Below are 25,459 nucleotides of genomic sequence, written 5' to 3'. Positions count from 1 at the left end.
CCCCCGGTGGCTGTCTGTCCCCTCCGACACTCCGTCAACGCGCGGAGCGCCACGTGGGTGCCCGACCCCGGAGTTTTCCGGGGCCGGTCCCAGGGCCGGGTGACGCCGCTCACCGTGGTCCGGCGACCGCTCGTCGCCGATCCACGGTTTCGAGCAGGAGAAGTTGTTGGTACGTCCGGCGGGGTCCACACCGGGCCAGCAGGAGCAGGCCAGGAGTTCCAGGGTCGAGGAGGACCGACGTGGCGGAGAACGCGCGCACGGGAGTGGCGATCGTCGGGCTCGGTGGGGCAGTCGCCACCACCGCGGTCGCCGGCGTCGAGCTGATGAAGCTGGGGACGGTCGGGACCGACGGGCTCCCGCTCGCCGACACCGACGGTCTCGTGCCCTACACCTCGCTGGTGTTCGCGGGGTGGGACGTCGACGGCGACGACCTCGCCAAGGCCGCGCACGGGCACCGCGTGCTCGACGACCGGCAGATCGAGGCCGCGGGCCCGGCGCTCGCCGACATCGAGCCGTGGCCGGCCGTCGCCGACCCCGAGTACTGCCGCAACGCCCGCGGCAGCAACCTCGTCGCCGTCCCCGCGCTGCGCGACCGCGTCGCCCACATCGCCGCGGACCTGCGCCGCTTCCGGCGCGACCAGGAGCTCGACCACCTCGTCGTGGTCAACCTCGCCTCCACCGAGCGCTGGCCGGACCTCACGCTGCCCGCCCTGGCCAGCGCCGACGGGTTCGAGAAGGCGCTCGACGTCGACGACGCGGCGATCACCCCGGGCATGCTCTACGCCTACGCGGCGATCACCGAGGGCTGCCCGTACGTGAACTTCACCCCGAGCGCCGCGGCCGACGTGCCCGGCCTGCTCGACCTCGCCGAGCAGCGCGGCGTGCCCGTCGCCGGCAAGGACGGCAAGACCGGCCAGACGATGATGAAGACGGTGCTCGCGCCGGCGTTCCGTTCGCGCGCGCTGACCGTCGACGGCTGGTACTCGACGAACATCCTCGGCAACCGCGACGGCGAGATCCTCGACGACCCGGACTCGCTGTCGAGCAAGGTGGCGACCAAGGGCTCGGTCCTCGACGACATCCTCGGCTACGAGGTCGGCGACCACGTCGTGCGCATCGACTACTACCGCCCGCGCGGCGACGAGAAGGAGGCCTGGGACAACATCGACCTGTCCGGCTTCCTGGGCCAGCGGATGCAGATCAAGGTCGACTTCATGGCCCGCGACTCGGTGCTCGCCGCGCCGCTCGTGCTCGAGCTCGTGCGGCTCGTCGTCGAGGCGCAGCGCCGCGGCGAGGGCGGTGCGCAGGAGCAGCTCGGCTACTTCTTCAAGGCGCCGACCACCCGCGACGGCCGCCGCCCCGAGCACGCCCTGCACGTGCAGGAGCAGGTCCTGCGCGAGTGGATCGGCGCGGGCGCCGCGTGACCTCGGTGCTGACCGCCCCGACCGCGCGCTACGCGGCGGTGCCGGGCCTGTTCCGCGAGGTCGGCGACCTCAAGCGGGTCCGCACCGCGGACGCCGACGGGTCGATGGCCGCCCGGGCGTTCGTGCGGGCGTGGTCGGCGCTGGTCGCCGGGGCGGACCCGGTGGCGGTGGCGGACGCGGAGACCGCGGCGGCCGTCGCCGGCGCTCGCCTGGCGGGCGTCGACGCCGCCGTCCTCGCCGACGCGGGCCTCGACGGCGACGCCGTGACGACGGTCCTGCGGCGCGCGATCGACGAGGTCGCCGACGGCGTGGTGCACCCGGCGACGCTCGCGTGGCTGCGCGCGGCGCCGGCCGCAGGAAGTCCCGCGGGCTCCGCGGTCGAGCTCCCGGCGTTCGTCGACGCGCTGTGCCGCCAGCCCCGGGCCGGCGCCACGGCTCCGGGCCGGGCGCGGCTGATCGCCGAACCGCCCGAGGACCACGGCGAGCACTGCTGGGCCGTGGCCGTCTACGGCGCCCTGCTGGCCGAGGACCACGGCGCCGACCGCGGCGACGCCTTCCTCCTCGGGCTCGCCCACCACCTGCACAACGCGGCGCTGCCCGACGCCGGGTTCGCCGGCGAGACCCTGCTGGGCGAGCACCTCGACGGCGTCGTCGACCGGCTCACCGAGCGTGCGCTGGCCACGCTGCCCGACGACCTCGCCGGCCGCGTGCGCAGCCTGCTCGCCGCCCGCGCCGACGCCGACACCCCGCTCGGCGCGACGTTCCACGCCGCCGACGTCCTCGACCGCGTGCTGCAGACCCACCACCACGCGCGGGCGGCGTCGTTCACGGTCCGCGAGGCGCTCGACGACCTCGAGCTCGTGCACGCCTCGCCGGTGCAGGAGCACCAGAACGCCGTCCTCGCCGCGGCCGGGCTGCTGCCGTGAGCGCGGTCGCGGTGGCCCCGTCCCTGCAGAGCCCCGAGAACGGCGCCGATCTGCACGCGGACACGCCGCACAGCCTCACCGACGGGGCGACGCGCTGGCCGGTGCTCGAGGGCATCCCGTACGTGCGCGCCGGGCGCGAGGAGGTCCGGGACGCCGCGCTCGCCGCGCTCGACGACGGCCGCCCCGACGACGCCGCGGCCGTGCTGCTCGCCGACAACGACGACTGGTGGGACCAGCCCCCGCCGTCCGCGGACCGGCTGCGGGCCACGCGGCACGCCACCTCCCTGCGCGAGGCCGTGGCGGGTCTCGGTCTCGGGCGCGTCGGCGACTACTTCCTGCACCGCGACCACGACCCGTCCGGGCTCGCGGTCCTCGCGCTGACCGCGGCCCACCCGCCGGCCGGGCGCCCGGTGCTCGACCTCGCGTGCGGCGCCGGGCACCTCCTGCGCCGCCTCGCCCAGCACGGCGAGCAGGAGCTCACCGGCGTCGACATCGTGTTCGCCAAGCTCTGGCTCGCCCGGCGCTTCGTCGTCCCCGCGCACGTCGACCTCGTCTGCGCCGACCTCGCCCACCCGTGGCCGGTGCAGTCCGCCGGGAGCAGCTACGTCGCCGCGCACGACGTCCTCTACTTCCTCGACGACCCGGCGGCGGTGCTCGCGGCCGCCGCGGAGCACGCCGGGCCCGGGGGCGCCGTGGTCGCCGCGCACTGCCACAACGCCGGGCAGCCCGGGCACCCGCGCCCGCCCGAGTCCTGGGCGGCCCTGCTGCCCGAGGCGTCCTGCTACGGCGAGGAGGAGCTGACCGCCGCCACGCTCGAGCGCCGCCTGCCGCGCCCGGCGCCCGCGGAGGACCTCGCCGACACCGAGGCCGTCGCGCTCGCCCGCGACCTCACCGGCTCCGGCGGCGAGACCGCCCTGCTGGACCCGGCCCGCGCCGCCGCGCTCCGCCCGAACCCGCTCTACGCCGACGGCACCCGGCGCTGGCCGAACGACGTCTGGGCCGCCGAGTACGGGCCGCGCGCCGCGACCTACCTGCCGCCCACCTGGCCCGACCCGCTGCCCGACGACGCCGTCGCCCGCCGGCTGCTCGTCGACCTCCCGGAGGGCTGGTGAGCACCGGCCAGGAGACATGTGGCTGGGGCGTCGTCGGCCTCGGGTGGGTGGCGCGCGACTACGTGCTGCCCGCCATCGCCGCCGACCCCGCCGCGCACCTGGTCGGCGTGCACGACCGGGACCCGGCCGCGCTCGAGGGGCTCGCCCCGGCGTACCCCCACCTCGACGACCTCCTCGCCGCGCCGGACCTCGACGCCGTGTACGTCGCGACGCCGAACCACGCGCACGCGCCGGTCGTCGCCGCCGTCGCGGCCGCCGGCATCCCGGTGCTGTGCGAGAAGCCGCTGGCCCACGACGTGCCGAGCGCGAAGGAGATGGTCGCCGCCACCGACGGCCTGCTCGCCGGCACCGCGTTCGACCAGCGCTTCCACCCCGCCCACGAGGTGATCGCCGAGCGGATCGCGGGCGGCGACCTCGGGACCGTCACCACCGTCCGCATCGTCTACGGCTGCTGGCTGCCGCCGGACTGGCACACCCCGGCCGGCGGGCGGGACAACTGGCGCGTCGACCCCGCGCGCGCCGGGGGCGGCGCCATGATCGACCTCGCCCCGCACGGCATCGACCTCACCGGCCGCCTGCTCGGCGAGGACCTCGTCGACCTCGTCGCGCTGACGGCCACGACCGTCCACGACTACGCCGACCCGACGGCGGACGACACCGCCGTCCTCGCCGGCCGGACCGCCGGCGGCACGTTGCTGTCACACCATGTCAGCTTCTCCACCGCCGACCCGCTGCCGCGCCGCCGGCTCGAGGTCGTCGGCACCGGGGCCCAGCTGGTCGCGGAGAACACGCTCGGCCAGGACCCCGGCGGCACGCTGACCCGCATCGACGCGTCGACCGGCGCGGCGGAGCCCGTCGCCTTCGACACCGGGGCCGGCCCGTTCGCCCGGCAGCTGGCCGCGTTCGGCGCCGCCGTCCGCGGGGCCGCCACGTGGCCCTACCCGCTCGAGCGCGACCTCGCCCTGCACACCCTGCTGATGGAGGCGTCATGCCCCTGAGCCCCTGGACCTGCACGAACTGCGGGCACTGGCAGCGCTGGTTCGACGTCCCGCCGCAGTGCCCGGTGTGCGTCGACGTCCGCAACGCCCTGCCCGAGGACGGCTGGGAGTTCCGGGCGTTCGCCGACCTCGCCGCCGGCCGGGAGGCCCGGTGGGAGGAGGTCACGCCGGGCGTCACCGCCTTCTGGTGCGAGCCGCAGGTCGGGCTGGGCACCTGCGGCTGGGTGATCGAGACCGACAACGGCCTCGTCGGCTTCGAGGGCGCGGGCTTCTACCCGGACGCGGCGATCGCCGAGCTGCGCCGCCGCGGCGGGCTCGTCGCGCTGGGCGCGAGCCATGTGCACGGCTACGGCGCGCTGTTCCAGCTGCAGGACGAGCTGGACCCGCCGGTGCTCGGGATCGGCGTGCGCGACCTGGAGTGGACCACGGCCTTCCGCGTCACGTGGCCCCTCGACGACCGGCACGCGTTCGCCCCCGGCCTCGTCGCCCACCGCACCGGCGGGCACTTCGACGGCCACAACGTCCTGCACGACGAGCGCCGCGGGATCCTCTTCTGCGGCGACATGCTCAAGCCGAGCTTCGACGCCGACGGCGCCACGGTCGGGCTGTCCGCCCACAAGGCGTACCACGCGCAGATCCCGCTGTCCCACCAGGAGATCCGGGACGCGTACGCCGTCATCGAGGCGCTCGACTTCGAGGCGGTCGCCACGCCGTTCGAGTACGCGCCGCACATCTCGACCAAGACGGTCCTCGCCCTCTACGACCGGCTGCTCTCGGCGCAGCCGGTGGCCGGGCCGATCGCGCTGGACGAGCTGGGATGACCCGGGACGCGCGGCATCCAGGGGAGCACGCCGACAGGGCAGCCGGACCATCGACTCTGCTGGACGACGTCACCGCCGGCCTGGACGCGGCCCTGCCGCCCGGGGAGGTGGGCGACACCGAGCTCTCCGCCGCCGACCGGACCGGGGTGGCCGTCGTCTCCGCCGACCACGCGGACCCCGCCGGCGAGTGGCCGCGCAGCGGCGCGTTCGGCTACGGGCTGTCCACCGGGCGGGCCCGGGTCGCGGCCCACGCCGAGCTCGCCGAGGAGATGCTGCTGTCGCGGCGGCTGCGCGAGCTGGAGCCGGTGCGCGACTCCTACACCGCGCTGCGGGCGGTGCGCGGCGACGACCGCGTCGTCGACCCGGTCTCCCTCGTCCTGCCCGCGGGCACCGCCGACGACCCCGACCGGCCCCGGTGGTGGCTGCCGACGACGCGCTGGCGCACCGGGGAGGACGTGCTCGTGCCCGCCGAGTTCGCCGCGGCCTACCCCGTCGACCTCGACTGGCAGCCCGCCGACGAACGCCTCGTCACCGTCATCACCAACGGCTGCGGTGCCGGCGACACCGTCGAGCGGGCGGTCGGGCACGCCCTGGGTGAGCTGCTGCAGCGCGACGGGAACGCCACGGCGTTCCGGGCGCTCGACCGCGGCATCGTCATCGACACCGCGGGGGTGACCGACCCGGACACCCGCCGCCTCCTCGACCACCTGGCCGAGGTCGGGATCACGGTGGTGCCGAAGCTCGCATCGACGGCGTTCGGGGTCACCGACCTGCACGTCGTCGGGTACGACACCGACCCGGCCGACGCCCCGCACCCCGTCTCGATCACCGCGTGCGGGGAGGCGGCGCACCCCGACCGCGAGGTCGCGCTGCAGAAGGCCCTGCTCGAGTTCTGCTCGGCGCGCGTGCGCAAGCTGGTCGCGCACGCCGACCTCGACACGGTGCGCCCGCTGTTCGACGCCCGCTACTGGGCGCGCGAGCTCGCCCACCCGGTGCCCCCGCAGGAGCGGCGCGCGTTCGAGGCGATGGCGGACTGGACCGCCCGGGGCGCCGCGGCGCTGCGCGAGCTGCTGGCGCCCACGGTGCTGGCGCGGCGGGAGACGGTGGCGTTCACCGACCTGCCGCACACGCCCGGGCTCGCCGAGCCGGGCGCGCTGCTCGACGACCTGCTCGCGCGCCTCGACGGGTTCGACGTGCTGACCGTCGTCGCCGACGCGGGGTCCGCGGTGACCGCCAAGGTGATCGTCCCCGGGCTCGAGGTCGAGACGATGTCGTACGGGCGGATCGGGGCCCGCGGGGTCGAGCGGCTGCTCGCCCGCGGCAGCGATCTCGTCGGGCTGGGCGACCCGCCGCACGCCGGCGCGCAGCCCGTGGCGCTCACGGCCGAGGGGCGCGACCGGCTGGGCGGTCCCGCGTGGCTGGACCGCGCCGCGGTCGACCGCACGGTGGGCGAGCTCTACCCCCTCTACCGCGAGCCGACCCGCCACGCGCTCGCCCGCGCCGGCGCCGGCGAGCCCGTCGACCTGCGGTGATGCATCCATCAGGACCCGATCGAGGCGCCGACGACCGGCTCCAGCGGCCCGGTCGTCGCGTCGTCTCACACTGAGACAGGCGTCACCCCGCGATGGTCCTACCGTCGGGGACGTGGACGACGACGTGGTGCCCGCGGGCGGTGGGTCGCGGTCGCTGAAGACCGCGGCGACGGTCCTGCGCGCGCTGCGCCTGCTCGGGGACCACCCCGACGGCCTCTCGGCGACGGACCTCGCCGAGGAGCTCGGCAAGAGCGCCGCCACGGCCCGCTACATGATCAACACTCTGTGCGAGGCGGGCTACGCGGAGCGTGCCTCCTCGGGTCGCTGCCGGCTCTCCGACGCGCCGCCCTGGGGGCAGTGGGGGACCACCCCCGCGAGCCCGGTGCCCGGCGACCCGGACCCCGGCGCCGTGCTGGCCGAGGCCACCACCGAGCTCTACCGGCGCACGCGCCAGCGCTCCTACCTCGTGCGGCGCACGGGCACCGTGGTCGCCACGGTCACCGACTCGCGCGGCCACCAGGGCCTCGCGAAGCACCCGGGGCTCGGCACCCACGTGGCGCCCGACCACGCGCACGCCCTGGCCATGACCAAGGTCCTGCTCGCGACGTCGGCCGAGTATCGCGAGGCCGTCGACGAGGAGGGCGACCCGCTCACCCGCCTGACCCCGGCCACGCTCACCGACCTCCCCGCGCTGCGGGCCGAGCTCGACGAGGTCCGCCGGCGCGGTGTCGCGCTCGACCGCGAGGAGTTCGCGGAGGGCTTCGCGAGCATCGCCGCCCCGGTCGTCTCGCCGTCCGGCGCCGCCACCGTCGCCCTGGGCCTGTCGTGCTCGGCGCGCCGGCTCGCGCTCGACGAGGACGAGCTGGTCGAGGCCGTCCGTGCGGTCGCGGCGCGGGCGAGCGCGCACTGGGCCGGCGAGATCGGCGCCCGCCCGGTCGGCATGCCGCCCGCGCGTCCGGACGAGACGGTCGAGCGCGACGCGCCGGCGGCCCGCGGGGTCGACGAGCTCAGCGGGTTCAGCGCCCGACGTCGGTGATGCCGAAGGCCCGCAGGCGCCGGTAGAGCGTCGCGCGGCCGATCCCCAGCGCGCTGGCGGCCTGCGAGCGGTTGCCGTTCGCCTCGACCAGCGCCGACACGATCAGGTCGCGCTCGGCGGTCTCGAGCGGGGTCAGGCGCCGGCGGGTGCCGCTGACCGCGAACTCGGCGGGCAGGTCGGCCGCCTCGACGTCGCCGGCGGGTCGCGCGGCGAGCGCGCGGCGCAGCACCCCCGCGAGCTGGGTGACGTTGCCGGGCCAGCGCGCGCCGGTGAGCAGCGCCGCGGTCTCCGGCGTGCAGCGGGCACGACGCGACGGCGCGAGCCGGGCGAGGAGGGCGGCCGCGATCAGCGGGACGTCGTCGGGCCGGCGCCGCAGGGGCTCGACCAGCACGGAGGTCGCGAACCCGGCGAGCATCCCCCCGAGCGCGCCCTCCTCGGGGGCGCGTTCCGCGGTGATCAGGCCGACCACCCACCACGACGGCGGCACCTTCTCGAGCAGCGCGCTCAGCGCGCCGACGCCGGCCTCGTCGAGGGCCTCGGTGTGCCGCACGACGATGGTGGTCGCGCCCACCCCGGCGGTGGTCGCCTCCGCCGCGTACCCCGCGAGCGTCACGGCCGCCTCCGGGTCGGCCCCGTCGACCGTGACCCACCGGGCCGCGGGCCGGACCTCGCCGTGCGCGGCCCGGACGGCGGCGGCCTTGCCGGTGCCCGGCTCGCCGAGCACCACGGTGCTGCGGGCCGCGCCGGCGGCCGTGCGCAGCGCCCCGGCGACCGTGCGCCACGGCCGCGAGTCGCCGGCGAGCCCGGGCAGCGGCCGCTCGACCGACGAGGGGGACGGCGGGAACCACGCCGAGGACGACCCGGAGGCCGACGGTGGGGCGGGCAGCTCGCCGGTGCGGGGGGAGGTCCGGCTCGCGTCGTCGCCGCCCGCGAGCCGCAGACTGCTGCGGCTGGGGACGACCTCCACGACGACGCCGACCGGCCGCTCGGCCGGCACCGGAGTGATCATCAGGCGGGCCGGGCCGTCGGCGAGCAGCACGCGGTCCTGATGGGGACGCCCGCCCACGCCCAGCTCCAGCGCCCGCACCGTGACCCGCTCCTGGTCGAGCGTCGAGAGGCCGCGGGCGGCGCGGTTGACCATCACGAGGTCGTCGGTGAGGGCGAGGACCGGCCCGCGGGTGCGCGCGCAGGTGGCGCGGAACGCGGCCATCACCCGGCGGATGCCGACGCCGCCGCGCTCGCGCAGCACGTCCTCGATGTCGGTGGCGGCCTGCTGGGCCAGGAAGCGCATGAGGTCGTTGGCCTCGGAGCGCAGGCACGTGACGTCGAGGATGCCGGCGAGCGCGCCGTCCGGGCCCCGGACGGGCGCGCCGGCGCACGCGAAGGCCTGCAGGCGCTCGCTGAAGTGCTCGGCGCCGACGACCAGCGCGGGGATCGCGCCCTCGAGCGCGGTGCCCACGCCGTTGGTGCCGGCGAACTCCTCGGCGTAGCTGAACCCGGGCGCGAGCGAGATCGCGTCGAGGCGGCGCTGGAGCTCGCCCTCGCCGACCCGGCGCTCGAGCACCCGCCCGTCGGCGTCGGTGAGCACCACGGCCACGGACATGCCCGAGAGCCGCTCGGCGAGGTCGTCGAGCACCGGGCGCGCGCAGTTGGACAGGCTGCCGTCGAAGTCGAGGTCGGGCTCGTAGGGGAGGTCGAGCTGCGTGGCGTCGACCCCGGCGTTCCGCGAGCGCTCCCAGGAGTCGACGATCTCGGGGCGGACGATGCCGGAGGCGCTGACGGAGCCGCGGTCGACGAAGAACTCGCGCGCACGACCGAGGGCGCTCTGGGCACGTCCGTCCATGGGCCACCTCGCCATCGACCACCACGACGAAGTGATGGCTAACACGGCATCGTACGGCCCCGACGGGCCCCGCAGGGACCCTCGATTGTCTCGGATCGAGACGTCCGCGCGACGACGCCGCAGGTCAGGACCGGTCGGGAGGTCCCGGCCCTCAGACCGGGTCGTCCCCGCCGGTCCGGCCCCCGCCGGCGTCCGGCGGGCGGGCGAAGTCCTGCGGGGTGGCCTGCTCGAGGAACGCGCGCATCTCCTCCACCTGCTCCGCGGCCGCGCGCGCCGGCTCCTGCCGGTCGCCGCCGAGCTCGCTGTACGACTGGCCCACGGCGTCGACCACGGCGTCGGCCACCTCGAGGGCGAGGCCCTCACGCACGGTCACCGCGAGCACGTCGCTCGGGCGCCCGGGCAGGCGCGTGCCGTCGTCGAGCACCAGCTCGGCCCGGAAGCGGTCGTCGACGAGGTCGACGATCTCGCCGCGCGCGAGGCGCCGCCCGAGCTTGGCCGCGAGCTCGCCGATGAGGTCCTGGGTGAGGCGGTCGTCGTCGTCCGGCGTCGCCGCCCGCGGACCCCGGTCGAGGATCTCGGCCTGGGGCCCGCGCACCGACACCACCACGCACCGGTCGGCGTTCTCCTCCACGAGCAGCGCGAGCGGCTCGCGGGTCATCCGGTGCACCACGAGCCGCGCGAAGCGCATCGCGACCACGGTCACTCCCGGGACGAGTCGGCCGTGTCGACCGGTTCGAACGCCGCCCGCAGCGCGGCGAGGTCCTCGCGGACGCGCTCGGCGTCCTGGCCCTCGCCCCACGACGGGTCACCGGGCGTGATCCCGAGGGAGCGCAGCAGGTCGGCGGCCGCGTCCGAGGGGTCGCCGCTCTCGCCCAGGACGGGGTGCAGCCCCTGGTCGGCGAGGTGCTCGAACACCAGGTTGACGACCGTCCACGGGTTGTACTTCTCGATCACTCGTCACCCTCCGGGGTGTCGGTGAGCTCGACCTCGTCGAGGGTCTCGAGCTCCGTCGGGCTCAGGGCGCGGGCGCCCTCGAGGACCGTGCCCTGGTGCTCGGCGATGCGCTGGTCGACGCGCTGGCTGAGCTGGTAGGCGATCGCGCCGGTCTGGTGCACCGAGATCGTGTCCGGCAGCGCCTGGCGCGTCGACGTGATCGCCACGCCCTGCGGGACGCCGTCGGCGACGGCCACGCCGACGTCGAACGTCTCGCGCGGGTTGGTCGCGGGGTCCGCGTAGTGCTTCTTGAGCTGGCGCAGCATCTTGTGCCAGCCGAGCACCTCGCCCTCGAGCTCGAGGGCGGTGACGTCGTCCTCGGTGAGGTTCATGCCCCGCTCGCCGGGCGCGAAGCAGCGCGAGTACGACAGCAGCGCCGTGGTCCAGAGCGACTCGACGACCACCGGGTCCGGCTCCGGGATGTTGAGCGCCGTCACGAGGCGCTCGCAGCACAGCAGCACGGTCTGCAGGTCGTCGAAGATCGCCGCGAGGTCGGCGAGCGCCACCGCGGCCGGCGATCCGATCCGCCGGACGGTGCGCGGGGTGTCGCTGGGGGCGCTCATGCGACGAGCTCCTTCATGACGATGGTGGTGTCGGTCCGGGTGGGCCCGGCCGGCGGGACGGCCTGCGGCACGTCGTCGAGGACGTGGTCGAGCACGCTGTCCAGCAGGGCGACGAGCGCGATGTCGCGTTCCGGCGAGCCGGGCGGCCCGGCCACGGCGACCAGGCCGTGGACCGCGGCGACGAGCTCGTCGAGGGCCGCGAGCCCGCAGCTCACCAGCGCCCAGCGCGGCAGGCGGCGGGCGAGCGGGCGCGGCAGGGCGGTGCCCCACAGCCGGCGCCACCGCCGGGCCCGGGCGAGGCGCCGGGTCGCGCCCCGCTCGTACGGTCGGATCACGAGCGTCGCCTCGGCGGTCAGCCCGACGAGCCGCCAGGTCAGCGCCGGGTCGTCGCTGGCCGCGCGGGCGAGCGCCTCGGCCCGCCCGAGCAGCGCCGCCCGCCCTTGTGGCGAGCACCGGTCGTTGACCTGGGTGGCCAGCGCGGCGACGGCGGGGTGGGTGCACCGGGGCCACGCCCGGAACGGCTCCCCCGCCAGCACCGAGACGTGCTCCATCAGACAGCGCCCGGCCCCGGGGTCGTCGTGACTGCCGGGATCGAGCTGCACGGGGTCGCAGCCCGGGTGACGCGGCATGGCGGGAGCCTCCTCTCGGGACGGAGCCGGCCGGTCGGTGCTACAGCCCGTAGCGGGCCGCGAGCTGACCGCGGCAGATGCTGGTGTTGGCGTCGACGCCGACCTGGTACGAGCGCGCCTTGCGCAGGTGCAGCGGCAGGGCCTCGAGGCCCACCGTCCGCCCCACGGGGTCGACCACGAGCGGTGCGTCGTCGTCGGCGGGGATGCCGAGCTCGCTCCGGCGCGCCCGCAGGCGGCGCAGGTCGGCACTGTCCGGCGCGTCGCCGAGTGTCATCCCGGCGACCTGCTCGGGCGTCGCACCCGCCCGCATCAGCGGGCGGACGACGAGGTCGGTGCCGGCCATCATGGCCCGCTCGGTGAACGAGCGGCGCAGCTCGTGCAGCTCCTCGACGGCCTCGCCGACCTCGCTGCCGGCCATCGAGTGCACGAACCCGGCCCGCGCCGCGACCCCGGCGTTGATGGCGTCGGAGGCGAAGTGGTCGATGAGCGCCACGTCCACGTCGGCCAGTCCGTCCACCTGCGACACGGCGTCCCAGGCGTCGGCGACCATGAGGAACGCGAAGTTGGGCGCGCAGAAGTAGGTGGGCAGGCGCAGGCGCACGTGCGCGATCCCGTCCTCGGTGACCGAGCAGTCGGCCACGAAATCGAGGCTGACCACGTCGTTGTCGAGCTCGGGGTCGCGCACGGTGCGCAGCGCCTCCCACACCCCGTCGACCAGCGTGGTCGGCGGGGTGGAGGAGGCCTGGGACACGGAGCCAGACACACAGCACGCCGATAGGCGAGCTGGACCCGTGCCTGCGATCATGCCGGGGCCACCGACCGGTCCTCGACGAGCTGCGCGTCGTCCTGCGCCGCCGGCTGCCCCTCGGTGATCTGGCACTCGGCCGGCACCTCGATGCCGTAGAGCTTCGCCGCGTTCAGACCGAGGATCTTCTTCTTGCCGTTGGTGTCGAGGCGCGGGTAGTCGGCGAACTGGTCGTCGTCGGGCATCGTCCAGTCGACGAAGCCCTCGACCTGCCACTTCGGTTCCCAGATGTTGTAGTCCGAGCCGAAGGTCATCTTGTCCTCGCCGACCCAGAACAGCAGCTCGCCCATGACCTTGGCGAAGAACTTGGGACGGGCGTGCATGAGGCCGCCGATGACCACGGACAGACCCGCGTACACGTTGGGCTCCTGCGTCGCCATGAAGCAGAAGTCCTCGATGCGCGGCAGACCCACGTGCTCGACGATGAAGTTCAGGCCCTGGAAGTCGGTCGCGGCGTGGTCGACGTCGGAGACGTCGAACGCGTCCTTGTCCAGCGGCCAGATCGTCGGGCCCTTGTGCACGTGGATGTTCTTGACCCCGAGCTCCTCGGCCCGCTGCAGGAAGCGGTACGCCTCCGGGTCGGTGAGCTTGAAGCCGCGCGAGTCGCCGTTCCACTCCGCGGTGTAGAGCTTCGCGCCGATGGCCCCGTACCGGCGCACGTTCTCCTCGAACTCGCGCATGCCGGCGTCACCGTCACGCGGGTCGAAACGGGTGTTGAGGATGAACTTGCCCGGGTACTTCTCGGCGAGGTAGCCGTTGCGCTCGCTGGTGTTGAAGCCGTTCTTGTACCACTCGCGCAGGTAGGTCGACTGGAGGATCGCCACGTCGACGTGGCCCTCCTCGAACTCCTGGCGCATCAGCTGCTCCTCGGAGACCTTCTGGAACTCCTCGAGCGGCTGGTGCGTCTCGGCCGGGCCGAGCCCCTGGTAGGCGTGGAAGCACTCGATCCAACCCTTGGCGTACTGTTCCGCGCCCTGCACCCAGTTCTCGGGCGACGCGTCCCAGTAGTGCATGTGGGAATCGACGATGAAGTACTTCTCGCCGTCCTTCTCGTACATGTGGTGGTGTCCTTCCTGTACTCCGCCGTCTACGGGACGAGGATCGCCCGGCCGCGGACCTTCCCCGCGTCCAGGTCGTGCAGGGCGTCCAGGGCCTGGTCGAGCCGGTACTGCACCGTGTGCAGCGTGACCTTGCCCGCCTGGGCGAGGACCATCAGCTCGGCCAGGTCGTTGTACGTCCCGACGATGTTGCCGATGACGTTCTTCTCGCCGGCGACGAAGTCGAGCGTCGGGGCCTGGAACTGTCCGCCGTATCCGAGCACGAACTGGTAGCCGGCCGGCCCGGTCATCTGCCACGCCTCGAGCTCGACGCCCTGCTCGGCGACGAAGTCGAAGACGACGGTGGCACCGCCACCGGTGAGGTCCTGCACCGCCGCGACGTGGTTGCCGTCGGCCACGACGGTCTCGTCCGCGCCGATCTGCTTCGCCAGTTCGAGCGCGGCCGGGTTCTTGTCGACCACGATGATCTTCGTGGCCGTCAGGGCGGCGAGGGCCTGGATGCCGATGTGGCCCAGGCCGCCGGCCCCGATGACGACCGCGCTCGTGCCCGGGTACAGGTACGGCACGGCCTTGCGCACCGCGTGGTACGCGGTGATGCCGGCGTCGGCGAGCGCCGCGACGTCGGCGGGGTTGGTGTCCGGGTTGAGCTTCACGCAGGCCCGGGCGGTGGTCCGCAGGTATTCGGCCATCCCGCCGTCGTTGTTGGACAGGCCGGGGAAGAACGCGTCCCCCGTGCACTGCATGTCCCGCCCCGCGCGGCAGGCGAGGCACAGCCCGCAGGAGGGCTGCGGGTGCAGGATGACGGTGTCCCCGACGCGGACGTTGGTCACGGCGTCGCCGACCTCGTGCACCCAGCCGGCGTTCTCGTGGCCGATGACGTAGGGCAGGTCCGGGTTCTGGATGTCCTTCCAGTCGCCGTTGACGATGTGCAGATCGGTCCGGCAGACCCCCGCGCCACCGATCTTCACGATGACGTCGAGCGGGCCCTGCAGCTTCGGCTCCGGGATGTCGTCGAGGCTGGGGTCCTGCTGGTAACCGTGGACGCGAACGGCCTTCACGACGAGCTCCTCTCGATGGTCACAGCGCTGTCACCCCATCGACGGGCCGAGGCCCATCGACTGGGGCGTGCTCGAGTCGGGCGCCGGCTGCGGCAGACCCTCGTCGAGCTGGCCGAACTCTGTCATGAGGGACTTGTTCCAGGGGGTCTGTTCCTCGGCGACGAGCGAGTTCGTCGTGAGGATCAGGCCGGCCACCGAGGCGCCGTTCTGGAGGGCGGAGCGCACGACCCGCAGCGGGTCGATGATGCCGAGCTCGACCATGTTGCCGAAGCGGCCCTCGAGGGCGTCGAAGCCCTCGTCGACGCCGAGGTCGCGGGTCTGCTTGACGACGTCGGGCCCCTCGAAGCCCGCGTTCGTCGCGATGAGGTTCGCCGGCTCCGACAGCGCCGCGCGCACGATCTCCGCGCCGATCCGCCCGTCACCGGTCAGGCCGTCCAGGTTGCCCAGCGCGGCCTCGGCGTGCAGCAGCGCCGCGCCGCCGCCGGCGACGATGCCCTCGGCCATCGCCGCCCGGGTCGCCTGCAGGGAGTCGTCGACGCGGTGGCGGACCTCCTTGAGCTCCGCGTTCGTCGGCGCGCCCACCTCGAGGATCGCCGCCTTGCCCGAGAGCCGGGCGATGCGCTCGGAGAACCAGTCCTCGTCGGTCCCGATCGTCGCCCGCTCCATCTCGGTGCGCAGCTGCCGCACGCGCGTCTCGCGGGCGGTCGGGTCGCCGTGACCCCCGATGATCGCGGTCTGTTCGCTGGTGGCGCGGACCTGCGTGGCGCGTCCGAGGTGCTCGATCCCCATCTGCTCCAGCGCGAACGACGACGCCTTCGACAGGACCTTGCCGCCGCAGAGCGCCGCCATGTCCTCGAGCATGTGCACGCGCTTCTCGCCGAAGCCCGGGGCCTGGATCGCGGTGACCTTGAGGTGCCCGTTGACGTGGTTGTGCACGAGCATCTGCAGCGCCGTGCCCTCGACCTTCTCAGCGATGATCACCAGAGGCCGCGGGTCGCGCATGAGCTTCTCGAGCACCGGCATGAGCAGCCGGACGTCGCTGATCTTCTCCGCGCTGAACAGCAGGTACGGGTCGTCGAGCACCGCGAGCATCGAGCCCGGGTCGGTGACGAGGTAGGGCGAGACGTAGCCGTTGTCGAACTCGAAGTCCTCGACGAAGTTGACGTGCAGGCCGAGGCGCGGGCCGTCGTCGACGGTGATGACGCCGTCGTCGCCGACGGTGTGCAGCGTCTCCGCGACGACCCGGCCGATAACGTCGTCGTCGTTGGCCGAGATGGCCGCCACGCGGGCGAGCGACTCGACGTCGTCGACCGGGTGCACGACCGTCGAGAGGTGGTCGACGACGCGGGCCACCGCCGCGTCGATGCCCCGCTTGACCAGCACCGGGTTGCCGCCCTGGCCGATGGCCTTGAGCCCCTCGCGGACGATCGCCTGTGCCAGCACGGTCGCGGTCGTTGTGCCGTCACCGACCACGTCGTTGGTCTTGACCGCGGCCTCCTTGAGGACCTGCGCGCCCATGTTCTCGAACTGGTCGCGCAGGAAGATCTCCCGCGCGATCGTCACGCCGTCGTTGGTGACCTCCGGCGTCCCGGTGATCTTCTCGAGGATGACGTTGCGTCCCTTGGGACCGAGCGTCGACTTGACCGCCTCGGCGAGCTGGTCCACACCGGCCTGCAGGGCCCGGCGCGCGTCGGCACCGAATCGCAGTTCCTTGGCCATTTCCTCACTTCTCCGTGGAGTGTCGAGAACTTGTGTCGGGCGCCGCACGCAAGGTCAGCCGGGCCGCCGTGGAGCCGAGCTCCCGCGGCGGCCCGGCTGACGCGGTCAGGTGACGGGCTTGAGGTCGAAGTCGATGTACTCGGCCGCGTCCTCGGGGTTGGCGAACATGATCGTGCGGTCGTCGAGGTGGACCATGCGCCCGTAGTGGGTCGACATGTTCTCCTCGAACTCGGCCGCGTCGAACCAGTTCTCGTCCTCGCCGGCCTCCTCGTCGATGTCGGCGTAGACGGTCTCGAACTTGCCCTCCCCGTCGACGCGGATCATCGAGGGCAGGTGCTCGACCTTGACGTTGGGCAGCCGCGACAGGACGTTCGCGACGAGCACACCCACCTGGTTGTTCATCAGCGTGAAGCCGCACATGTTCGACGCGGTGGCGTTCTCCGCGCCGAACTTCATCTCCTGCGTGGTCACTGGCTCAGCTCCTTCGGGGTCTCGAGCCCGAGATCGGCGAGGATCCCGGCGAAGCGGTTCTTGGCCTTGTCGAGTGAGTCCTCGAAGCGAGGCGGCTTGGCGTCGGCCTGCGACCAGAGCGGCTGCATCGTGCGGGCCGCCTCGAGACACTGCGGCACCCAGTGCTGCAGCCAGCCGTTCATCAGTTCCTTGTTGTGGTCGGCGAACTCGCGGTCCTGGGTCAGCGGAGCGAAGCAGGCGACCGTCCAGCGCAGGTCCCGCTGGTCGAAGTCGTACTCGCCCGCGCCGACGATGGTCGGGGTGACGTAGTCGCCGTTGCGGGCCGCGACCTGCATGACGAGGTTCGAGCGGAAGAGCTCGCCGACCAGCGGCTCGAACACCACGTTCGTCGCGAAGATGGACTCGCCCCAGTCGTCGCGGATCGCCGGCAGTGCCTCGCACACCTTCCGCGCGCCCTGCCACACCGGGTCGTTGTTCCAGGCGTCGAGGTGCGCGGCGCCGTCGAAGCCCTCGATCTCCTCGGTGAGCGTGAGGTTGTAGAGCGCCAGGTCCTGCGCGAACCGGATCTTGTGCTCGCTGTTCACGGCCATCGCCGTGTTGTGCATGTTCGTCGGGCCGGACCGGTTGTTCGCGGCGAACACGTACAGGCCGAGGATGTGCTCGATGTGCATCCAGGCGCCGACGTTGCGCTCGACGAAGCGCACCCAGTTCGGGCTCCACTGGTCGAACGCCTTCGCATTGCGCGCGTTCTCGACGTTCTGGTTGATCTGCCGGACAACGTTGGCGTTGTACCGGTACATCGTGAGTTCCCACTCCTCGTTGGGATCGCGGAACTCGTGCCACCCGTGGGCCGGCCAGTTCTCCACCGGCTTGCCGCCGGAACCGGGGCCCCGCTCGGGCTCGGGGTCGTCGACACCCCAGGCCTTGAGCTTGGTCCAGGTCAGCGGGTAGCCACGCGAGCCGTCGGCGAAGCCGTAGATCCAGCCCTGGGTCAGGTAGTGCCGAGGGTCCGGCTGGACCTCGACGGTCACGTCCTCGTAGTGCGTCTGCTTGCGCTTCGCCGCCTTGAAGTAGTTGTAGTGCCGCGCGGAGGGCCCCGAGTCGGGGAACTCCTTGGCGCCGGCCTCGGCGTCTGTGAAGACAGGCTTCGGAACGCTCCGCTCCGGACGTTCTTCGGTGCTGGTCATGGGTTAGCCCTCGTCCTCCGGCTCTCCGGTGGTGGTGAACTTGTCGTAGAAGATGTTGTGCGTGTTCATCCCGCGCTGGCTCAGGAGGGCGATCGCCGCGTCGACCATCGGCGGCGGACCGCACACATAGGCATCCATCCCTTCGAGGTCCGGCTCGCGCTCCCGGACCACCTCGGTGATCAGCCCGGTCGCGCCGTCCCAGTCGTCGCCGTCGTGCTCGGAGAGCGCGGGGACGTAGCGGAAGCCGGGAATCTTCCCCTCGAACGCGCGCAGTTCCTCCTCGAAGCACAGATCGGCTTTCGTGCGGGCGCCGTAGTAGAGCCGCGCCTTGCGCTCCGAGCCCTTCTCGACGAGGGCGCGCAGGAGGCCGAGCAGGGGCGCCATCCCGGCACCGCCGCCGATGAAGACGATGTCGGACGTGCGGTTCTCGCGCAGGGTGCAGGTGCCGAACGGGGCCTCGACCTCGATGCGGTCGCCGACCTCCACCTCCTTCGCGAGGTACTGTGAGAACGCGCCGTCCGGATAGATCTTGATGACGAACTCGAACACGCCCTCGCGGTTCGGGGTGTTCGCCATGGAGAACGACCTGACCGCACCGGTGTGCGGGACGGTGAAGTCCATGTACTGGCCGGGGAAGAACTTGATGTCCTCGCCGGCGACCTGCTTGACCACGAGGTGCCGCATGTCGTGGGTGACCTCGTCGTTGGCGAGCACCTCGACGGTGCCCTTCCGGACCGGGAGGCCGCTGCGCAGGATCTCCTCGTCGTAGTTGAGGAGCTCGATCGTCAGGTCGTCGTAGGCGTGGGCGCGGCAGAGGAGCGTCTGGCCCTCCTCCCGTTCCATGTCCGGGAGCGCGAAGGTCGAGTACCGGTCCAGCTCGATCTCGTCCAGGTCGCCTTCGAGGACGAAGGACTTGCACGCCGCGCACTGCCCCTCCTTGCAGCCGTGCATCAGCTGCACGCCCTGCTCGAAGGCGGCACGCAGGATCGTCTGGTCCTCGTCGACCTCGATCTCGATACCGACGGGTTCGAAACGGACCCGGTGCTTGTCACCCATGTCCGGGCGCTCCTTCGGGGGGTGGTGTCGGAAGACGACGTCGGACCGCGGATCCGGTCCGGGAGGGAGGACGGGGGAGGGCCGGGCGGACCCGGCCCTCCCCCTTACTCACCGACTGCGATGAATCGTGTGCTCAGGACTTCAGTGCCTCACCACCGATCCCGGCAGGGCGACCGGCGGGCCCCTGCTTGTTGTAGTCCTCGACGAACGCCTCGCGCTCGGAGTCGCTCATCTCGTTGAGGATGACGTTGGGGCTGGCCACGTTCGGCATGCGCCGCAGGTGATCGAGCGTCCACATCTTCTTCGGGTCGAGATCGAGGTGCGGCTGCGCCGTCATGGTCTTGCCGTCGTCGCGGACCATGCCCATGTCCTGGACCACGTCGGCCCAGTTCCAGCCGTGGTAGAGCGTCTCCCACTCGCGGTGACCCACGAGCTTGCCCATGTTCGGGGTCTCGCGACCCTGGTACGTGGGTCGGAAGGCCTCGGCGTCCGTCCAGCGGCAGGCCTCGTGGCAGTACGTCCGCCACTGGCCGTCCACCTGGTCGACGACCATGTCCTCACGCACGAGGCACGGGACCATGCAGGTCCAGCACCGGTGCGGGTACACGTAGTCGACGTCCTCGGCGACGATCGGGTGGTGGCCGTTCGGCTTCGCCAGGCGGTTGTAGTTCTCCCACCACTTGCCGTACTTCTCGTACCAGCCCGGGTACTTGTACTCGAACCACTCGAAGTCCTCGTCGGTCATGCCGTCGATGCGCCAGTAGTTCGCGAGCCACCCGGTGGCGAAGAACTGCGCGACCTCGTGGACGTAGCCCTTGTTCCAGATCTGGTTCCACGACTCCTCGATGAGGTCGTGGGGGATCACCAGACCGTACTTCTCGAGCGGCAGCAGGTAGGACCGGTAGTAGTCGTCGTAGATCCAGCGGCGCCACATCTCCGCGTAGGACTCGCGGTCCTTGCGGCGGTCCTTGGTGCCGTACTCGATGAACGTGCCGATGGCGGCGTCCACCACGCGGTGGTTGTTCCACCACGCGTAGCGCAGGTCGCGCTCGAGCAGCTGGCGGTTGTCCTCGTCCGACAGTGCCATCAGCAGGGTGGCGTAGCCGTTCGAGATGTGCCGCGACTCGTCCGACTGGACCGAGTGGAACACCGTGGGCAGCAGGTAGTCACCGTTGGCCGCCGCCTCGGCCGGCATGGCCACGAACAGGGTGTTCGTGAACGCCGTCTCGGCGACGATGGTCAGGTAGATGCTGGCCGCGGTGATCGCGTCACCGGTGATGAAACCCTCGGCGAACTGACGGCCGATGGTGCCGCAGTAGTCCGAGTGGAAGTCCCGGAGGGTGTTGTTGAAGCCCGCCGGGTCGATGTAGTTGTTCATGTACAGCCGCTTGAGGTTCTGCTGGATCGTGCTGTGCCGAACCTCGTCGATCATCTGGATCGCCTGGCCGTTGTGCAGCTCCGGGTTCGGAACCGCCTGGAACAGCATCGGCATCGACCGGGCGGCCGAGATCTCCGGCAGCGGGATGATCGACAGGAACAGCTTCTGCCACTCCAGCCACCGCTCCTGGACCTGGCGGAACATGTTCCCGCGGATCGCACCGTCGGATGCTCCGTAGACGCGGTTGTCCTTCTCCTCCTGCATGGGGAAGTAGGACCGGAGGACCTGCTTGAGCGGGTCCTTCTTGGCCGCCTTGCGGAAGGTGTAGTCCGTCCCGTACTTCATGTACGGCTCGTGGTACACCGGCTCCCAGGAAAGTTCCTGGATCTTCTGGTGAGCCTTCGCCAAACTCTGACGGCTCATCTTCTTCTCCTTGTGGAGTTCCAGCTCGGCATACGGGGTTCCGCAGCCGTGGTCCGTGGTGGTGGCCGCCGGGCGCCGGTGAGGCTTGTGGCGCTGTGGTGGCGGCACGGCCGGTGTCGGCCCGTCAGTACCCGGGGGGTACGGGGTCGGCCGGCAGCGGTGGCGGGAGGTCGGTCTCGGACTCCCGCCAGCCGCGCGTGGCGGTCGCGGCGACGTCGCGGACGGCGCCGGTCAGCTCCTCCGCGTGCGTGGCGAAGCGCCGCGCAGGCGTGGAGATCGCGATGCTGGCGGCGACCTGCCCGTCGGGGGCGAAGATCGGCGCGCCGATGCAACAGAAACCCTCGGCGTACTCCTCGCGGTCCACCGCGTAGCCCCGCCGGCGGACCCGGGCGAGCTCGAGCTCGATCGCCGGGGCGCTCGTGATGGTGGTGCCGGTGAACGACGGGAGCTCGGAGCGCTCGTGCAGCGCGGTGGCGCGCGGCGCCGACGACGCCATGAGCGCCTTCGTCACCGCGAGCGCGTGGGCCGAGGCGAGCGGGATGCGCTCGGTGAGGTCCGGGACGCGGGCGAGACCCTGGTGGCCGCGGGCATCGACGATCACCGTCGTGTCGTCGTCGCCCTCCCAGCGCGCGAGGTAGGTGCGCTGCCGCGTGCGCCAGTACAGGTCGGTGACCGCGTCCGAGAGCCGCTCGGGCAGCTCGTGGCGGGTCAGGTCGTGGGGGGCCTCCGGATCACCCCAGGCGTCGCCCCACGGCGGGGCGTCCTGGAGCCGGAAGGTGCCGGACCCGCGGTCGCGGACCGCGAACCCCTCCTGGCACAGGGTGTTGAGCAGGTACCGGGCCGTCGCGGTGCTCTTGCCGAGCTCGGCGGCCAGCGCCTCGGCGGTGATGCCCTCCTCGGCGGCACCGAGGAAGCGCAGCGCCGCGAGCGCCTCGGCAGCGGTCTTCAGGGAGCGACCCCCGCCGACGCCGCGGCCGTGGCGCGCATCCGTCATGGGTGCCCCTCCCTCCCGCGGTCGGTCGTCCGTCCTGCTCCGATCGGCCCCTCGCTCGCCGTCGTGCGAAGGTCACTGAACGCGTCCGCGACCCTTGTGGTCAACATCACTGTTTCCGCGTGCAGATACTGCACCAACCGCAGGCCGCAGCGGGCCGACCGCTGGGCCGCGGTGATCTTGGGGCCATCCGCGGTGAATGGCGGGACGAGCGGTCGGGTAGCCGGGTCGTTTGCGATCCGCGCCGCACGGCCGTGACCGGGAGCGACGGGTTCCGGCGGCCCGCTCGGTGGTACCTCCGGCGGGATGCCCGCCCCCGCGCACGACCCGCAGGACCACCGGCTGCGCTACGCCTACAACACCAACGGCCTGACCTCGCACCGTCTCGACGACGCTCTCGCGCTGCTCGCCGACAGCGGCTACGACGGGGTGGCCCTGACCCTCGACGTCGCCCACCACGACCCGTTCGCGCCCGAGCTGGGCCGGCGCACCGCGGCGCTGGCCGACCGGCTGCGCGGGCTCGGGCTGGGCAGCGTCGTCGAGACCGGCGCCCGCTTCCTGCTCGATCCGCGTCGCAAGCACCAGCCGACGCTGATCACCGAGGACCCCGACGGCCGGGCCCGCCGGGTCGCCTTCCTGCGCACCTGCGTCGACGTCGCCGCCGACCTCGGCAGCGAGGCGGTCTTGTTCTGGGCCGGCGTGCCCGCGCCCGACCAGGACCGCGACGAGGCGTGGCGCCGGCTCGCCGACGGGGTGCGCGAGGTCGTGGCCCACGCCCGCGAGCGCGACGTCGTCTGCGCCGTGGAACCCGAGCCGGGGATGCTCGTCGAGGACTGCGACGACTGGATGCGCCTGGCCCTCGACGTCCCCGAGGTCACCCTCGCCCTCGACACCGGGCACTGCATCGTGTCCGGGCGCTGGAGCCCCGAGGGCGCGGTCCGCGGGTTCGCGCCCCTGCTCGGCGCCGTCGCGGTCGAGGACATGCCGCGCGGGGTGCACGAGCACCGCGCCCCCGGCGAGGGGGACATGGACCTGCCCGCGGTGCTCACCGCGCTGCGGGAGGTCCGCCACGCCGGGCTCGTGTCGTTCGAGCTGTCCCGTGACTCCCACCGCGCCGACGTGCTCGTGCCGGCGGCGCTGGAGACGATCCGCACGATGGAGGCCGCCCGGTGAGGATCTGCTTCGTCTCGCGGCGCTACTGGCCGGCGGTGTCCGGCATGAGCGCCTACGCCGAGAACCTGCTGCGCCACCTGGTGCGCGAGGGCCACGACGTCACGCTGGTCTCGCAGTACCGCGGCGACCCGGTCGGGCGCGGCGTCTACGGCGGCGGCCCGCCCCCGCCCGAGCGGGTGCCCGACGGCGTCCACGTCGTGGCGCTCGAGGCGCACGGCGAGCAGGAGGTGATCCACGACCGGCCCGCCGACTTCGAGGCCGACGTCGCCACGATGCGCGACACGATCGCCGCGGAGCACGCGGAGGCGCCGTTCGACCTGCTCCACGCCCAGTACGCCTACCCCAACGGGCTCGCGGTGCTGCGCGCCGCGCACGACCTCGGGCTGCCCGCCGTGGTCAGCGTGCAGGGCGGCGACGGGCACTGGGTCGGCACGTGCTGCGCGACCCACGAGACGCTGGTGCGCGCGGTGTTCGCCCACGCGCCGGCGCTGGTCATCGGGTCGTCGTCGTTCGCCGCCGAGGTCTCCGAGCGCCACGGCGTCGACCCCGGCCGCTGGACGATCCTCTCCGGGGCGACCGACACCGAGCGGTTCACCCCGGCCCGCGAGCCGGGCGCGCTGTCCGACCCGCCCGTGCTGCTCTACCACGGTCGCGTCGACGCCAGGAAGGGCGTGCTCGACCTGCTCGACGCCGTCGCCGACCTGCTCGCCCGCGGGCGCCGGCTGCACCTCGTCGTCTCGGGCATCGGGCCCGACACCGCCACCGTGGCCGAGCGCGTCACCGAGCTCGGGCTCGACGAGCACGTCACCCAGCTCGGCTACACGGCCTACGAGGACGCGCACGAGGTCTACCGGCGCGGTGACGTCTTCGTCAGCCCGACCTACGCGGAGGGCTTCTCGAACACCGTGCTCGAGGCGATGGCCACCGGCCTGCCGGTGGTGTCCACCGACGTCGTGGGCGTGCGCGACTGCGTCCGCGACGGCGACAACGGCCTGCTCGTGCCGCCGAAGGACCCGGCCGCGCTCGCCGACGGGATCGCCCGCGTGCTCGACGACCCCGCCCTGCGCACCGCCGTCGCCCGCCGCGCCCTCGACGAGGTCCGCGCCCGCTGGTCGTGGCCGGTGATCGCGCACCGGCTCACCGACGTCTACGACGCGGTGCGCGACGTGCCCGTGCCGGCGATCCCCGACGTCGCCGTCGACCCCGACTGCCGTTTCCGCGCGGCGCCGCACCTGCTGTGAGCTCGTCTGCTCTCGGGGTCGTGGCGGTCAGCCCGCACCTCGACGACGCCGTGTTCTCCGCCGGCGGGACGCTCGCGCGCCTGGCCGCCGCCGGGCACGACGTCCTCGTGCTCACGGTGTTCACCGGCTCGGTGACCGCGCCGACGGGGTTCGCGCTCGCCTGCCAGACCGACAAGGGTCTCGGCCCCGACGTCGACTACATGGCCCTGCGCCGCGACGAGGACGCCGCCGCCCTGGCCCGCCTGGGCGTGCGCGGGGAGCACCTCGGCCTGCTCGAGGCCCCGCACCGCGGCTACGACTCCCCCGCCGCGCTGTTCGCCGGCCGCCGCGCGGACGACGACGTGGCGGGCGCCGTCGCCGAGGTCGTCGCGCCCTGGCTCGACGGCGCCGACCTCGTCCTCGCCCCGCAGGCCGTCGGCGACCACGTCGACCACCAGGTCGTCACGGCCGTCGTCGCCGGGCTCGCCGACCCCGGCCGCACCGCGTGGTGGCGCGACACGCCCTACGCGCTGCGCCACCCCGACGCCGCCGGCGCCCCCGGCCTGACCGGCACCGACATCGCCATCGACGTCGCCGGGGCGCTCGAGGCCAAGGGCGCGGCGGCGCGCGCGTACGCCACCCAGGTCGGCTTCCAGTTCGGGGGCCCGGAGCAGGTGGCGCCGGTGCTCGCCGAGCTCGCGCGCCGCGAGGGGGAGGGCCGGCCGGTCGAGGTGTTCCGGGCCGGCGCGACGGCGCGCGCCCTGATCGGCACCCTGGAGCCGTGACCACCGCCCGGCCCCTGCTCGACGTGGCCACCATCCACGCCGAGCCGGCGTCGCCGGCCTCGGCGTGCGGCCAGGAGGTCCTCGCCCGCTTCCCCGACGCCGAGGTCGTCGAGATCGCCTCGCACTGGGCGATCCCCGACCTGCACGGCGATGAGCGGAACGTCGCCCGCTGGGTGCGGGTCACGGCGATCGAGCGGGCGATCGCCCGGCACGTCGCCAGGCAGGGCCCCAAGACAGGGCCGTCGGGTCCGGGCGCGA

24 protein-coding genes are annotated in these 25,459 nt (G+C 73.4%); 10 read left to right on the top strand and 14 right to left on the bottom strand.

The window, feature by feature from the left end; genetic code table 11:
• Positions 1 to 239 precede the first annotated feature (239 nt).
• The 7 genes from PHK61_RS06195 to PHK61_RS06165 all read left to right on the top strand — a co-directional run bounded on the left by PHK61_RS06195 (position 240) and on the right by PHK61_RS06165 (position 7,849).
• Positions 240 to 1,424 (top strand): inositol-3-phosphate synthase, encoded by a 1,185-nt coding sequence (locus PHK61_RS06195; RefSeq protein ID WP_274280103.1) that lies wholly within the window; start codon positions 240 to 242, stop codon positions 1,422 to 1,424.
• Positions 1,421 to 2,350, top strand: coding sequence for an HD domain-containing protein (locus tag PHK61_RS06190; protein WP_274280102.1), 930 nt, complete (start codon positions 1,421 to 1,423; stop codon positions 2,348 to 2,350). The genes PHK61_RS06195 and PHK61_RS06190 overlap by 4 nt, the downstream gene beginning before the upstream one ends.
• The gene (locus PHK61_RS06185; protein ID WP_274280101.1) at positions 2,347 to 3,462 is read left to right on the top strand and encodes a class I SAM-dependent methyltransferase; all 1,116 of its coding nucleotides are present in this window, start codon (positions 2,347 to 2,349) and stop codon (positions 3,460 to 3,462) included. Before PHK61_RS06190 ends, PHK61_RS06185 begins: the two co-directional genes overlap by 4 nt.
• Complete coding sequence (locus tag PHK61_RS06180) at positions 3,459 to 4,460, top strand: Gfo/Idh/MocA family protein (RefSeq protein WP_274280100.1); 1,002 nt, start codon at positions 3,459 to 3,461, stop codon at positions 4,458 to 4,460. Before PHK61_RS06185 ends, PHK61_RS06180 begins: the two co-directional genes overlap by 4 nt.
• A complete protein-coding gene (locus tag PHK61_RS06175; protein ID WP_274280099.1) occupies positions 4,451 to 5,281 on the top strand; it encodes an MBL fold metallo-hydrolase in 831 nt (276 codons plus the stop codon). The genes PHK61_RS06180 and PHK61_RS06175 overlap by 10 nt, the downstream gene beginning before the upstream one ends.
• Positions 5,278 to 6,813, top strand: a complete 1,536-nt coding sequence (locus tag PHK61_RS06170) for a YcaO-like family protein (RefSeq protein WP_274280098.1) — start codon at positions 5,278 to 5,280, stop codon at positions 6,811 to 6,813. The genes PHK61_RS06175 and PHK61_RS06170 overlap by 4 nt, the downstream gene beginning before the upstream one ends.
• Positions 6,814 to 6,925: 112 nt before the next feature.
• Positions 6,926 to 7,849: an IclR family transcriptional regulator gene (locus tag PHK61_RS06165; RefSeq protein ID WP_274280097.1), complete on the top strand. Its 924-nt coding sequence runs from the start codon at positions 6,926 to 6,928 to the stop codon at positions 7,847 to 7,849.
• Here PHK61_RS06165 and PHK61_RS06160 read toward each other — a convergent pair.
• The 14 genes from PHK61_RS06160 to PHK61_RS06095 all read right to left on the bottom strand — a co-directional run bounded on the left by PHK61_RS06160 (position 7,830) and on the right by PHK61_RS06095 (position 22,026).
• Positions 7,830 to 9,692, bottom strand: coding sequence for a sigma-54-dependent Fis family transcriptional regulator (locus tag PHK61_RS06160; RefSeq protein ID WP_274280096.1), 1,863 nt, complete (start codon positions 9,690 to 9,692; stop codon positions 7,830 to 7,832). The two genes, PHK61_RS06165 and PHK61_RS06160, sit on opposite strands and share 20 nt — an antisense overlap.
• A 151-nt stretch (positions 9,693 to 9,843) precedes the next feature.
• Positions 9,844 to 10,380 (bottom strand): bifunctional nuclease family protein, encoded by a 537-nt coding sequence (locus PHK61_RS06155; protein ID WP_274280306.1) that lies wholly within the window; start codon positions 10,378 to 10,380, stop codon positions 9,844 to 9,846.
• A gap of 11 nt (positions 10,381 to 10,391) precedes the next feature.
• Entirely contained in the window at positions 10,392 to 10,646 is a 255-nt protein-coding gene (locus PHK61_RS06150; protein WP_274280095.1) for a hypothetical protein, read from the bottom strand.
• Positions 10,643 to 11,248: a hypothetical protein gene (locus tag PHK61_RS06145; protein ID WP_274280094.1), complete on the bottom strand. Its 606-nt coding sequence runs from the start codon at positions 11,246 to 11,248 to the stop codon at positions 10,643 to 10,645. Before PHK61_RS06145 ends, PHK61_RS06150 begins: the two co-directional genes overlap by 4 nt.
• Entirely contained in the window at positions 11,245 to 11,877 is a 633-nt protein-coding gene (locus PHK61_RS06140) for a hypothetical protein (RefSeq protein ID WP_274280093.1), read from the bottom strand. The genes PHK61_RS06145 and PHK61_RS06140 overlap by 4 nt, the downstream gene beginning before the upstream one ends.
• 40 nt (positions 11,878 to 11,917) lie before the next feature.
• The gene (locus PHK61_RS06135) at positions 11,918 to 12,628 is read right to left on the bottom strand and encodes a metal-sulfur cluster assembly factor (RefSeq protein ID WP_274280092.1); all 711 of its coding nucleotides are present in this window, start codon (positions 12,626 to 12,628) and stop codon (positions 11,918 to 11,920) included.
• Between the two features lie 50 nt (positions 12,629 to 12,678).
• Positions 12,679 to 13,740 (bottom strand): amidohydrolase family protein, encoded by a 1,062-nt coding sequence (locus PHK61_RS06130; RefSeq protein ID WP_274280091.1) that lies wholly within the window; start codon positions 13,738 to 13,740, stop codon positions 12,679 to 12,681.
• Positions 13,741 to 13,769: 29 nt separating this feature from the next.
• Complete coding sequence (locus tag PHK61_RS06125) at positions 13,770 to 14,798, bottom strand: NAD(P)-dependent alcohol dehydrogenase (protein WP_274280090.1); 1,029 nt, start codon at positions 14,796 to 14,798, stop codon at positions 13,770 to 13,772.
• Positions 14,799 to 14,828: 30 nt separating this feature from the next.
• Positions 14,829 to 16,517, bottom strand: a complete 1,689-nt coding sequence (gene groL, locus PHK61_RS06120) for a chaperonin GroEL (protein WP_274280089.1) — start codon at positions 16,515 to 16,517, stop codon at positions 14,829 to 14,831.
• Between the two features lie 105 nt (positions 16,518 to 16,622).
• Positions 16,623 to 16,973: a propane 2-monooxygenase effector subunit MimD gene (mimD, locus tag PHK61_RS06115; RefSeq protein WP_274280305.1), complete on the bottom strand. Its 351-nt coding sequence runs from the start codon at positions 16,971 to 16,973 to the stop codon at positions 16,623 to 16,625.
• Between the two features lie 11 nt (positions 16,974 to 16,984).
• On the bottom strand, positions 16,985 to 18,175 hold the full coding sequence (locus tag PHK61_RS06110) for a ferritin family protein (RefSeq protein WP_274280088.1): 1,191 nt from the start codon (positions 18,173 to 18,175) through the stop codon (positions 16,985 to 16,987).
• A 3-nt stretch (positions 18,176 to 18,178) separates the two neighbouring features.
• Positions 18,179 to 19,231 (bottom strand): NADH:ubiquinone reductase (Na(+)-transporting) subunit F, encoded by a 1,053-nt coding sequence (locus tag PHK61_RS06105; RefSeq protein WP_274280087.1) that lies wholly within the window; start codon positions 19,229 to 19,231, stop codon positions 18,179 to 18,181.
• Between the two features lie 133 nt (positions 19,232 to 19,364).
• Complete coding sequence (locus tag PHK61_RS06100; RefSeq protein ID WP_274280086.1) at positions 19,365 to 21,032, bottom strand: ferritin family protein; 1,668 nt, start codon at positions 21,030 to 21,032, stop codon at positions 19,365 to 19,367.
• A 124-nt stretch (positions 21,033 to 21,156) separates the two neighbouring features.
• The gene (locus tag PHK61_RS06095; RefSeq protein ID WP_274280085.1) at positions 21,157 to 22,026 is read right to left on the bottom strand and encodes an IclR family transcriptional regulator; all 870 of its coding nucleotides are present in this window, start codon (positions 22,024 to 22,026) and stop codon (positions 21,157 to 21,159) included.
• A gap of 303 nt (positions 22,027 to 22,329) precedes the next feature.
• On the opposite strand from PHK61_RS06095, the gene PHK61_RS06090 reads away from it, so the two are divergent.
• From PHK61_RS06090 to PHK61_RS06080, 3 genes are read left to right on the top strand one after another with little or no spacing between them, the layout of a single operon-like run.
• Complete coding sequence (locus PHK61_RS06090; protein WP_274280084.1) at positions 22,330 to 23,196, top strand: sugar phosphate isomerase/epimerase family protein; 867 nt, start codon at positions 22,330 to 22,332, stop codon at positions 23,194 to 23,196.
• Entirely contained in the window at positions 23,193 to 24,437 is a 1,245-nt protein-coding gene (locus tag PHK61_RS06085; protein ID WP_274280083.1) for a glycosyltransferase family 4 protein, read from the top strand. The genes PHK61_RS06090 and PHK61_RS06085 overlap by 4 nt, the downstream gene beginning before the upstream one ends.
• 20 nt (positions 24,438 to 24,457) lie before the next feature.
• Positions 24,458 to 25,201 (top strand): PIG-L deacetylase family protein, encoded by a 744-nt coding sequence (locus PHK61_RS06080; RefSeq protein WP_274280082.1) that lies wholly within the window; start codon positions 24,458 to 24,460, stop codon positions 25,199 to 25,201.
• The last annotated feature ends 258 nt before the right edge of the window (positions 25,202 to 25,459 follow it).

The organism is Actinomycetospora lutea, assembly GCF_028737205.1.
Taxonomy (GTDB): domain Bacteria; phylum Actinomycetota; class Actinomycetes; order Mycobacteriales; family Pseudonocardiaceae; genus Actinomycetospora; species Actinomycetospora lutea.
Note: the sequence above shows the minus strand (reverse complement) of the source record. Positions and strands in the feature narration are given on the sequence as shown.

Coding starts and splice junctions, on each gene's coding strand:
- PHK61_RS06175 (WP_274280099.1), top strand. CDS start 4,451: ATGCCCCTGAGCCCCTGGACCTGCACGAACTGCGGGCACTGGCAGCGC.
- PHK61_RS06170 (WP_274280098.1), top strand. CDS start 5,278: ATGACCCGGGACGCGCGGCATCCAGGGGAGCACGCCGACAGGGCAGCC.
- PHK61_RS06160 (WP_274280096.1), bottom strand. CDS start 9,692: ATGGACGGACGTGCCCAGAGCGCCCTCGGTCGTGCGCGCGAGTTCTTC.
- PHK61_RS06155 (WP_274280306.1), bottom strand. CDS start 10,380: ATGCGCTTCGCGCGGCTCGTGGTGCACCGGATGACCCGCGAGCCGCTC.
- PHK61_RS06145 (WP_274280094.1), bottom strand. CDS start 11,248: ATGAGCGCCCCCAGCGACACCCCGCGCACCGTCCGGCGGATCGGATCG.
- PHK61_RS06140 (WP_274280093.1), bottom strand. CDS start 11,877: ATGCCGCGTCACCCGGGCTGCGACCCCGTGCAGCTCGATCCCGGCAGT.
- PHK61_RS06130 (WP_274280091.1), bottom strand. CDS start 13,740: ATGTACGAGAAGGACGGCGAGAAGTACTTCATCGTCGATTCCCACATG.
- groL (WP_274280089.1), bottom strand. CDS start 16,517: ATGGCCAAGGAACTGCGATTCGGTGCCGACGCGCGCCGGGCCCTGCAG.
- mimD (WP_274280305.1), bottom strand. CDS start 16,973: ATGAAGTTCGGCGCGGAGAACGCCACCGCGTCGAACATGTGCGGCTTC.
- PHK61_RS06110 (WP_274280088.1), bottom strand. CDS start 18,175: ATGACCAGCACCGAAGAACGTCCGGAGCGGAGCGTTCCGAAGCCTGTC.
- PHK61_RS06105 (WP_274280087.1), bottom strand. CDS start 19,231: ATGGGTGACAAGCACCGGGTCCGTTTCGAACCCGTCGGTATCGAGATC.
- PHK61_RS06100 (WP_274280086.1), bottom strand. CDS start 21,032: ATGAGCCGTCAGAGTTTGGCGAAGGCTCACCAGAAGATCCAGGAACTT.
- PHK61_RS06095 (WP_274280085.1), bottom strand. CDS start 22,026: ATGACGGATGCGCGCCACGGCCGCGGCGTCGGCGGGGGTCGCTCCCTG.
- PHK61_RS06090 (WP_274280084.1), top strand. CDS start 22,330: ATGCCCGCCCCCGCGCACGACCCGCAGGACCACCGGCTGCGCTACGCC.